A 1,039-nucleotide genomic window follows, 5' to 3' on the forward strand; every position below is an offset into this window, starting at 1 on the left:
GGGTTTTCAAGCCCGTCCCTGAGTACAGAACGCACGGCCACCGCGCTGGTCTTCATTGAGCCCGAACGGTTACGCGCGCCACCGTTGAGCGCGCATGTACAAGCATGGGAGTTGAAGATCATGTCTGCTTTATCAGTGACGGTAGGTATCGACGTGGCCAAGGCACACGTCGATGTCTGTGTGCTGGGCACCCACAGCGATGTCCAGCGCTTTGCCAACGATGTTGATGGCCACTCGGCGCTGGCTGCTGCCTTGCAGTCCCTGGATGTGGGCCTGGTGGTGATGGAGGCCACCGGAGGCTACGAGGCGGCTCTGGCGTGCGCACTGCAGGCCGTGGGCTTGCACGTGGCGGTGGTCAATCCGCGCCATGCACGCGACTTTGCCAGGAGCATGGGCCGTCTGGCCAAGACCGATGCTGTGGATGCGCGCATGCTGGCCGAGATGGCTGCGGTGTTGGTGCACCGTGAGGATTTGGCGCGCTATCTGCGCCCTGTGGCCAATGAGTGCCAGCAGTGGCTTGCTGCCTTGGTCACGCGCCGTCGCCAGTTGCTGGCCATGCTGGGCAGTGAACGCCAGCGCCTGCAGATCACCAACAGAAAGCTGCACCCCAGCATTGAGGCCATCATTACGGTCATCAAGGCCCAACTGGACGATCTGGAGACTCAGATGGTGGGCCACGTGCGCGAGCACTTTGGCGAGCTCGATGGGCTGCTGCAATCGACCAACGGCATAGGCCCTGTGGCCAGCGCCACGCTGATTGCCCAGTTGCCGGAGCTGGGCAGGCTCAATCGCCGCGAGATCGCTGCGCTGGTGGGCGTGGCCCCTATGTCCAACGACTCGGGCAACCGCAAAGGCAGGCGCAGGGTGCAAGGAGGGCGCTTTGAGATAAGGCGCGTGCTGTACATGGCCACGTTGACCGCGGCGCGCTACAACCCGGTCATCCGGGCGTTCTACGAGCGACTGAAGGCTGCAGGCAAGCTGCCCAAGGTTGCCTTGGTCGCCTGCATGCGCAAGCTGCTGACCATGCTCAACGCCATGG

The 1,039-nt window shown here is 63.3% G+C and carries 1 protein-coding gene; it reads left to right on the forward strand.

Translation table 11 applies throughout. The annotated features are described in order from the left end of the window. Positions 1 to 120: 120 nt before the first annotated feature. Positions 121 to 1,039 (forward strand): IS110 family transposase (locus DTW89_RS19090; RefSeq protein WP_114657079.1); only part of this gene is annotated, 919 nt, incomplete at its 3' end.

Source organism: Acidovorax sp. BoFeN1, from assembly GCF_003345135.1.
Taxonomy (GTDB): domain Bacteria; phylum Pseudomonadota; class Gammaproteobacteria; order Burkholderiales; family Burkholderiaceae_C; genus Acidovorax; species Acidovorax defluvii.